This is a genomic window from Candidatus Aquicultor secundus (assembly GCF_002791875.1).
Lineage (GTDB): Bacteria > Actinomycetota > Aquicultoria > Aquicultorales > Aquicultoraceae > Aquicultor_A > Aquicultor_A secundus.
This window is the reverse complement of record NZ_PFNG01000151.1, coordinates 19743-28534: the sequence shown is the minus strand read 5'-3', so window position 1 is coordinate 28534 and position 8792 is coordinate 19743. Positions and strand designations below refer to the sequence as shown.

General features: G+C 48.2%; 7 protein-coding genes, 1 pseudogene and 1 riboswitch. All 8 genes and pseudogenes read left to right on the top strand.

The features are described from left to right. The first annotated feature begins 30 nt into the window (after window positions 1–30). On the top strand, window positions 31–1191 hold the full coding sequence (locus COY37_RS06295) for a GuaB3 family IMP dehydrogenase-related protein (RefSeq protein WP_286679372.1): 1161 nt from the start codon (window positions 31–33) through the stop codon (window positions 1189–1191). Between the two features lie 28 nt (window positions 1192–1219). After that, window positions 1220–2758 (top strand): glutamine-hydrolyzing GMP synthase, encoded by a 1539-nt coding sequence (gene guaA, locus COY37_RS06290; RefSeq protein WP_286679371.1) that lies wholly within the window; start codon window positions 1220–1222, stop codon window positions 2756–2758. Between the two features lie 15 nt (window positions 2759–2773). Further along, a complete protein-coding gene (locus COY37_RS06285) occupies window positions 2774–3043 on the top strand; it encodes a chorismate mutase (RefSeq protein WP_286679370.1) in 270 nt (89 codons plus the stop codon). A gap of 12 nt (window positions 3044–3055) precedes the next feature. Continuing rightward, window positions 3056–3817, top strand: a pseudogene (gene aroF / locus COY37_RS06280) (3-deoxy-7-phosphoheptulonate synthase); the annotation flags it as partial. 165 nt (window positions 3818–3982) lie between these two features. Further along, complete coding sequence (locus tag COY37_RS06275) at window positions 3983–5098, top strand: cation:proton antiporter (RefSeq protein WP_353682483.1); 1116 nt, start codon at window positions 3983–3985, stop codon at window positions 5096–5098. Window positions 5099–5158: 60 nt separating this feature from the next. Continuing rightward, window positions 5159–5581, top strand: coding sequence for a universal stress protein (locus COY37_RS06270; RefSeq protein WP_286679368.1), 423 nt, complete (start codon window positions 5159–5161; stop codon window positions 5579–5581). Between the two features lie 134 nt (window positions 5582–5715). Next, window positions 5716–5775, top strand: a riboswitch (Fluoride riboswitch). Between the two features lie 34 nt (window positions 5776–5809). Beyond that, entirely contained in the window at window positions 5810–7600 is a 1791-nt protein-coding gene (locus COY37_RS06265) for a dynamin family protein (protein ID WP_286976794.1), read from the top strand. Next, window positions 7584–8777, top strand: a complete 1194-nt coding sequence (locus COY37_RS06260) for an MFS transporter (RefSeq protein ID WP_286679366.1) — start codon at window positions 7584–7586, stop codon at window positions 8775–8777. The genes COY37_RS06265 and COY37_RS06260 overlap by 17 nt, the downstream gene beginning before the upstream one ends. The last annotated feature ends 15 nt before the right edge of the window (window positions 8778–8792 follow it).

The following is an 8792-nucleotide window of genomic DNA, read 5'->3' as shown; positions in this document are numbered from 1 at the left end:
AATACGTAACCATTTATTATAGGAGGACATATGGAAATAGAGATAGGACGAGGAAAAAGGGGAAGAAGGGCGTACGGTTTCGATGATATCGCAATTGTTCCCAGCAGAAGGACCCGCGACCCCGAAGATATCGACATAAGCTGGGAGATTGCCGGACACCGTTTTGAGCTGCCGCTTATGGCGTCGGCTATGGATGGTGTTGTTGATCCCAAGCTTGCGATAGAGCTTGGCAAGTTTGGCGGTCTTGCGGTGCTTAACCTCGAAGGTATCTATACCCGTTATGCGGATACCGGTCCTATTCTTGATAAAATAGCCAGTTTATCTAAGGAGGAAGCGACACGCGGTCTTCAGGAGATATATAATAAAGAGCCGGTTAAAGAGGAGCTTATCGCACAGCGCATCAAGGAGATCAAGGCCGGCGGGGTTTTGGCCGCCGCCTCGTTTACTCCCCAGAAAGTTGATACATACTATAAAATCGCGCTTGAAGCCGGGCTTGATTTTCTTATCATCCAGGGTACGGTTGTAAGCGCCGAGCATGTAAGCACACAGGTTGAGCCTCTGAATCTCAAGAAGTTTATAAACGAGCTTGAGATACCGGTTATCGTCGGCGGATGCGCATCATACTCGACGGCTCTTCATCTTATGAGGACCGGTGCGGTCGGCGTTCTGGTCGGCGTTGGCCCGGGTGCCGCATGCACCACGCGGCGGGTACTTGGCATTGGCGTCCCGCAGGCGACTGCAATAGCCGACGCCGCGGCCGCCAGGATGACGTATCTGGAGGAAAGCGGTCGTTACTGTCATGTTATCGCAGACGGTGGTATGCGTACGGGCGGTGATATCGCTAAGGCGATTGCGTGCGGCGCGGACTCGGTTATGATCGGCTCCCCGATTGCCGGAACAAAAGAAGCTCCCGGGCGCGGACATCACTGGGGCATGGCGACATTCCATCCGACCCTTCCGAGGGGAACCCGTGTTTACGCCGGTCAAAGATGCACGCTAGAAGAACTCTTGCTCGGCCCGGCGCGTGAGAACGACGGTACGCTTAACCTGTTTGGCGCCCTCAGGACATCCATGGCCACAACGGGCTACCAGAACATCAAAGAATTCCAAAAAGCCGAGGTCATGGTTGCACCATCTCTTCAAACCGAAGGCAAGGTTCTCCAACAGGCCCAGCGTGTAGGAATGGGGTAGGAGAAAACAATTGTCCGCCGCTAAGGTAGTGAAAAACGAATTTCAGACGGTTCTAGTCGTTGATTACGGAGCGCAGTACGCTCAGCTTATCGCGCGACGCGTACGCGAGTGTAAAGTTTACTCGGAGATCGTGCCCCATGATATTTCAATTGAAAAACTTAAGGCCAAGAATCCGAGCGGATTGATATTTTCGGGTGGCCCGGCAAGCGTCTACGCTGATAACGCGCCGGCGGCCAATCCCGCGTTTTTTGAACTCGGCGTGCCCATTCTCGGCATATGCTACGGCATGCAGCTTATGGCCCACACGCTGGGCGGTGAAGTAGCGCGTACCGGCAACAGGGAATACGGAAAAACGGACCTGGTTGTTGATACAGGCAACGGTTTGTTTAAAGATGTTCCGCTTGATCAGGTTGTATGGATGAGCCATCAGGATGCGGTGCGGTCGGTCCCTGAAGGATTTAAGGTCTCGGCCCATACCGACGGCGTTCCGGTAGCCGCTATGGAAAATCCTCAAAAAGGATTCTACGGCGTGCAGTTTCACCCGGAGGTAGTTCATACCGCCTACGGCATGGAGATCCTTAAGAACTTCCTCTACGATGCCTGCGGATGCATGCCGAACTGGACGATGGTCTCGATCATCGAGGAATCGGTTACAAAGATCAGGGAGCAGGTCGGCGACAACAAAGTCGTCTGCGGCTTAAGCGGCGGCGTCGACTCGTCGGTTGCCGCAATCCTGGTTCACAAGGCGATCGGCGATAACCTGATATGCATTTTTGTCGACCACGGCCTGCTTCGAAAAGGCGAGGCCGAAAAGGTTGAAGAGGCCTTTAGGAGGCACTTCCGTATAAACCTGATACACGTTAAGGCGCAGAACAGGTTCCTGGATAAGCTAAAAGGCGTGACCGATCCCGAGCGCAAGCGCAAGATTATCGGCGAGGAGTTTATCAGGGTATTTGAGGATGAGGCGGTCAAATTTCACGACGCCAAATTCCTGGTTCAGGGCACACTTTACCCGGACGTTATAGAGAGCGGCACAAGGGATGCCGCAAAGATAAAGACACACCACAATGTCGGCGGCCTGCCTGAGGATATGGAGCTTAAGCTGGTGGAGCCGCTTCGCGCCCTCTTTAAGGATGAAGTACGCGCGGTTGGCGAAGAACTCGGCCTTCCCGACGAGATCGTGTGGAGACACCCGTTTCCGGGCCCCGGCCTCGCGGTTCGCATTATAGGCGAGATTACGCCCGAGCGATTGGATATCCTGCGAGATGCCGATGCGATCTTCGAAGAGGAGATAAAGCGGGCCGGCCTTTATCGGGAGATATGGCAGTCGTTTGCGGTCCTTCCGAGCATCCGCAGCGTGGGTGTTATGGGCGACGAGCGCACATACGCCTATCCGATCATCCTCAGAGCTGTTACCAGCGAAGATGCGATGACTGCCGATTGGGCGAGGATTCCATTCGACATCTTAGAGCGGATATCCAATCGGATAATAAACGAAGTACGCCATGTAAATCGGGTCGCGTACGATATTAGTTCGAAGCCCCCGGCGACAATAGAATGGGAATAGCACTGGAGGAAATTCATGAGTGACGACGCAATGCGCCAGATTGAAGAGTTGCGCAAACAGATCGACGATATCGACCGCGAGATCGTCCGGAAACTTAATACGAGAGCCGAGCTTGCGTTAAAGATCAGGGTGTTTAAGGCGCAGAGCGACCTGCCTCTTTACGACCCCGGACGGGAAGAGAATATATTCCAGAAGATTACCACGGCAAATAACGGTCCCCTCTACGATGACGACCTCAGGGGTATCTACGAAACCATTCTGCACACGATGAAAAGCTTGGATTAGGTGAAAGGCATGATTGAAAGCAAACATATGACGATTATCTCCGGGCCGTGCGCGGTTGAAAGCCGCGAGCAGGTGATGGAGGTTGCAAAAACGATTTCTGAACTCGGCCTCACATATATGCGGGGCGGAGCATTCAAGCCAAGGACATCCCCATACAGCTTTCAAGGCCTTGAGGAAAAAGGGCTAAAATACCTCACCGAAGCCACAAAGCAATATGGGCTCAAAGCGGTAACCGAAGTTATGGATACCGAGCATGTCGAACTGGTTCTGCGGTATGCTGATATGATCCAGGTTGGCACGCGCAACATGGCGAACTTTGCGCTTTTAAAGAAAATCGGGGCCTTAACCGCCGAGAGCAAGACGCCGGTTATCCTTAAAAGAGGAATGTCGGCTACGATTGATGAGTGGCTTCTTGCAACCGAATATATTACAACCGCGGGTAACCCCAACGTTATCCTATGCGAGCGCGGGATAAGAACGTTTGAACCTTCGACCCGCTTTACACTCGATCTCTCCGCCGTGCCGGTGGTCAAAAAGCTTAGCCCGCACCCGATTATCGTGGATATAAGCCATGCGATGGGTCGCGCCGACTACATCATCCCGATGAGCCGCGCAGCGGTCGCCGCAGGCGCCGACGGCCTGATGATCGAGGTCCATCCAAACCCCAAAAAAGCCCTCTGCGACGGCGCGCAATCCCTGACACCCGAGCAGCTAAAGCAGTTGGTGGGTGAAGTTAAAGCTATAGCTGAAGTTGTCGGCAAGCGTGTGGTCTAATCTCAATCGTTAATCTTGCATTAATCTTGTTGACAAATAGCGACCGCCTCTTTAGAATTATAATTCAGCGATGGAGCTCGCTAACTTGCATTTGATGCTAATGGCTCCTGCCTTGAGGGGTAGGGGCCTATTTTTTTTTGCTTTGAAAGGAGACGCATAGGTTTTATGAACGAACTTTTTACAACCGCTGTTATGGGATTTTTGGTGTTGCTGGCAAGCATAATTTCGGTCGAAGTCGGGATATCGGTTGCGCTAATAGAGATATTTTTGGGCGTCGTTGCAGGGAACCTTGGCATAAAGGTATTGCCCTGGGTTAGTTTCCTGGGAACCTTTGCAGGCGTAGTTTTAACGTTTCTAGCAGGTGCTGAGGTAGATATACCACTTTTAAGGGCTAAATTTAAAGAGAGCGCACTAATAGGCGGTTTAAGCTTTCTTTTCCCGTTTGTGCTCACGTTTTTATTTGCATGGTTTATAGCCGGATGGGATTTACGCGCGTCAGAAATTGCAGGCATCGCGCTCTCTACGACATCTCTTGCGGTAGTTTATGCGGTGCTTGTGGAAACGGGCTTAAATCGAACACAGATAGGAAAACTCATAATGGCGGCGACCTTTATAACAGACCTGGCTACAGTTCTGGCATTAAGTATACTTTTCGTTCAGGTTAATGCCTTTACGATAGTCTTCATGCTGGTGTCTATCGCTTTGATTATTATCTTACCCAAGATCAGCCCGTGGTTTTTTAAGAGATATGGAGAACGGGTAATTGAGCCTGAAATAAAGCTCATGTTTTTCGTGCTCTTTCTCTTGATGTATTTAGGCGACCTTGGCTTAAGCCACGCAGTACTGCCCGCCTTTATATTGGGACTTGTCCTGTCCCAATTATATGAGAAAAACAAGCTACAGTTGCAGAGAATGCGTGTTGTTGGGTTTGCTTTGTTAACTCCATTCTTCTTTCTAAAGGCCGGGATGAATATATCCATTAGCGTTTTGATAGCTAACTTATCTCTCTTGGCCGCCTTTTTTGTAGTAAAAATTGCCGCTAAGTTTGTAGGCGTACTGCCGGTTTCTAGGCGATATATACCTGAGTCGGCTACTTATACAACGCTTTTAATGAGTACAGGGCTAACTTTTGGCACTATCTCTTCTATTTATGGGCTGAATGCAGGTATCATTAATAAAGCGCAATTTTCGATACTGGTAGCCGTTGTTATTGCCAGTGCTATTATTCCGACAATTATTGCGCAGCGTTTCTTCTCGCCGAAGATCGGTTTTGAAGAGTAATGAGTCTTGACGTTATTATTATAAAAACGCGGGAGAGTTTTACTTATCGGGAGGTAGGTTATGTTTAAGAAGATATTGGTTGCTAATGATGGCTCTGAAGGCGCAATAAGAGCCCTTGAGAAAGGAATTGAGTTGGCGCAAATATTTGGCGCCGAGCTTTGGTCGCTCTCTGTTGAGGGGCCGCTACCGGCTTATGCTGCAATCATTGGCGAAGTAGAAGAGGCCCGTATCGAAAGGGAAAATTATTTTAAGGCTATAGAAGACGAAGCAGAGAGAATAGCGAAGGAAAAAGGCGTTGAGCTTAAGACTAAAGTCGCCTATGGACATCCCGCTGACGTGATCATCCGGTTTGCGGAAGAAAGGAACTTCGATTTAATAATCCTTGCGCATAAAGGGCATACGCTGGCGGATCGTTTCTTACTGGGAAGCACTTCGGACAAGGTTGCAGATCACTCAAAAAGCAGTGTTCTTATAGTTAAATAAGCTGCTAAAAGTGGTAAACATCATAATCAAAGCACCGTTCGGATTAATAGCATAAGCATTGGTTTTCGGATATAATTGCATCAGTATTGGATTGACGATATTTCAAGCTATCGCTTATACTAATCTCTCAAAACGAATACGATCGCGATGGGGCTCGCATAAATCGCTTTAATGCTAATAGCTCCTACGAGTTTGCGTAGGGGCTATTATTTTTATGAGGTGATTTAATTGTTGATCAATTACGCAGAAGCGAAAACAGAGACACTTATGGCTTTAGGTAAGCTTAAAGCAAACTTGAATCATGATGAGTCGCTTGGAAATAACAATATGCTCGAATATGCGATTGAAAAGCTTACTGATAACAAGTTTAACCTTGTAGTTATGGGTGAATTCAAACGAGGTAAAACTTCGTTTATCAATGCTTTACTTGGCGAATCCGTATTGCCGATGGCTGTAGTCCCGCTTACCTCAATTATAACCGAACTGGTCTACGGGGATATCCCTTCAGCAGAGGTCATTTTTGAAGACGGCAAGAGAAAGACCATATCTCTTGAAGTGCTTGACGATTATGTGACGGAGCGTAAGAATCCCAGCAACGAGAAAGGTGCCAAGAAAGTTATTGTCAGGTATCCGTCCAAGTACTTACAGGAGGGCGTCATATTAGTCGACACCCCCGGTGTCGGTTCGATCTACGAACATAACACCGAGGTCTCTTACGACTATCTTCCTGAAGCGGATGCGGTTATATTTCTTGTCTCTTCCGACCCACCCATAAGCAAGACCGAGATAGCGTTTCTTGCCGATGTCAAGGAATACATAGAAAAACTCTTTTTTATCCAAAATAAGATTGATTATCTGTCGGATGGTGAGAGGGAAGAATCCCTCGCATTTAATAGAAAGGTTTTAGAACAAGCATTAGGCAACAGCGTAACTTTGATCCCGCTTTCTGCCAGGCTGGCCCTTCAGGCCAGACAGAACGGTAACCAAGAGATGCTTCTTAAAAGCAATTTGCCTGAGTTTGAGCGTGAACTTTCGGAATTTTTACTTAAAGAGAAGGGCATGCTCATATTAACTGTTGCAGTGAATCGTGGCTTACAGGCTACGAACAACATACTGCGGCATATCGAGCTTGAGCTTAAAACCCTTGAGGCTCCTATCGAGATTGTCGAAAAGCAACTGGGGGATTTCAAGAAATACGTTGAGCAAATCGAGCGAAAGCGCCTGGATGCGCATTACCTTATGAAGGGGCAAATCAGCGAGCTTCTTAAGCAATACGACGAGGAAGTGGAGACTTTAAATAAGGAACGGCTACCGGAAGCAATTAATGAGCTTGAATCTGAATTTCAAAAGGTTAAAGCCGGACCTAAAAGAGAAATCGCCGAGAAGTTAGATGAGGCCGTCAGAGGCATCATTCTTTCAATCTTTACCCGCTGGCGAAGCGAACAAGAGAAAAAGATGTCGAGCGGTTTTCAGGCGGTCGCCGAGCGCCTCATTGAAGAGACGAACAAAATCGCTCAAGAGATTGCGAGCACGGCATCAGAAATATTCGGGCTCTCCCTTTCACAAATCGTCGATACCGTTATGCTTATTGATAGCAAGCGTTTCTATTACCTCCTTGACGAAGAGACAACCAGTATTGATCTTCTCGTCATGCCGGTACGAGGCATGCTTCCAAAAGTGTTTGCCGCAAAGATGATCTATACAGATTCAAAACAGAAACTGACGGATCTTTTCGGCATGCATTGCGGCCGAGTCCGGGGCGATCTTTATGAGAGACTAGATGAGAGCCTGCTTTCATTAAAGGGTATGCTGAATAGCCGGGTATCCGAGATGGTAAGTAGCGTCGAATCGGCCGTTGTAAGAGGGCTTGAATACCGGCAGAAAAATGAGAGCGAAATCCAAAGAAGAAAGCTTGAGCTTGAGGCTTACAAGGAAAAGGTTGAAAAAATCGACCTGGAATTAAAGGCGCTTTCAGCTAAAATAGATAACGAAAGAGGCGTAAATGAAGCAGCAAAATAAAAAAATCTTGGGCTTTTCAAGGAACGTTTTCTTCGTTGGCTTAACCAGTTTTTTTACGGATATTTCCACGGAGATGGTGTATCCGCTCATTCCGATATTTCTCACCACGGTACTAGGTGCCCCGGTTGCAATCGTCGGTTTAGTTGAGGGTATTGCCGAGTCCACGGCAAGTTTACTTAAAGTTATTTCCGGTTGGCTATCCGACCGCACCCAAAGACGCAAAAGGTTAACCGTACTTGGCTACGGCCTTGCCGCAATTGCAAAACCGTTACTTGCCCTTTCTTTTGTGTGGTGGCAGGTGTTAATTGCCCGGTTCGTCGACCGCTTCGGGAAAGGCGTCAGAACATCACCGAGGGATGCTTTGATAGCAGATTCAACCAGCAGCGAGGATTACGGCAAGGCGTTTGGCTTTCATAGAGGGATGGATACGCTGGGCGCCGCCTTTGGACCCCTGATCGCCTTTGCCGCTTTGCCCCTGTTACATAATAACTTCAGGTTGTATTTCAGCTTTGCCATTATCCCGGCCGTTATCGGTGTTGTTGTTCTTGCTCTTTTTGTTAAAGAAAAAGTAAGAGCTGCAAAAGTTGAAAATCTAAGGCTAAGTCTTAAGCCCTTTAACAGGCAGTTTAAGCTGTTTCTACTTATAGTTTTAATCTTTACCGTTGGCAACTCAAGCGACGCTTTTCTCATTTTAAGAGCAAACAATGTGGGTGTCGCGGTTGGCTTAATCCCCCTTGTTTATTTCGTTTTTAATACGGTTTACGCGCTTGCTTCCACGCCTATCGGCGCCCTCTCAGATAGAATCGGGAGAAAAGTCGTAATCATCGCCGGCTACTTGATATTTGCCATCGTTTACCTTGGTTTTGCTCTGGTAAAAAGTCCATTTACCATCTGGCTTCTATTTGCAGCCTATGGTCTGTATTATGCTTTTACCGAGGGTATCTTTAAAGCCTTTACCGCCGATCTTGTCCCGGAGAATTTGCGAGGCACGGCATACGGCTTTCTTAGTTTAGTGTTAGGGATTGCACTGCTTCCTGCAAGTCTAATAGCAGGATTTTTGTGGGATAAGATCAGCCCAAGCGCACCGTTTTTCTTCGGCAGCGCCGTCTCACTTATTGCGCTTGTGCTTTTCATGGCTTTAATTCCAAACGACAACCGCAATAACGCCGACGCGTAAAAGATTCATCACCTA

Excerpts from the sequence above, each read along its gene's own strand:
- COY37_RS06275 (WP_353682483.1), top strand. The coding sequence starts at position 3,983 with ATGAACGAACTTTTTACAACCGCTGTTATGGGATTTTTGGTGTTGCTG.
- COY37_RS06285 (WP_286679370.1), top strand. The coding sequence starts at position 2,774 with ATGAGTGACGACGCAATGCGCCAGATTGAAGAGTTGCGCAAACAGATC.
- COY37_RS06260 (WP_286679366.1), top strand. The coding sequence starts at position 7,584 with ATGAAGCAGCAAAATAAAAAAATCTTGGGCTTTTCAAGGAACGTTTTC.
- COY37_RS06295 (WP_286679372.1), top strand. The coding sequence starts at position 31 with ATGGAAATAGAGATAGGACGAGGAAAAAGGGGAAGAAGGGCGTACGGT.
- COY37_RS06270 (WP_286679368.1), top strand. The coding sequence starts at position 5,159 with ATGTTTAAGAAGATATTGGTTGCTAATGATGGCTCTGAAGGCGCAATA.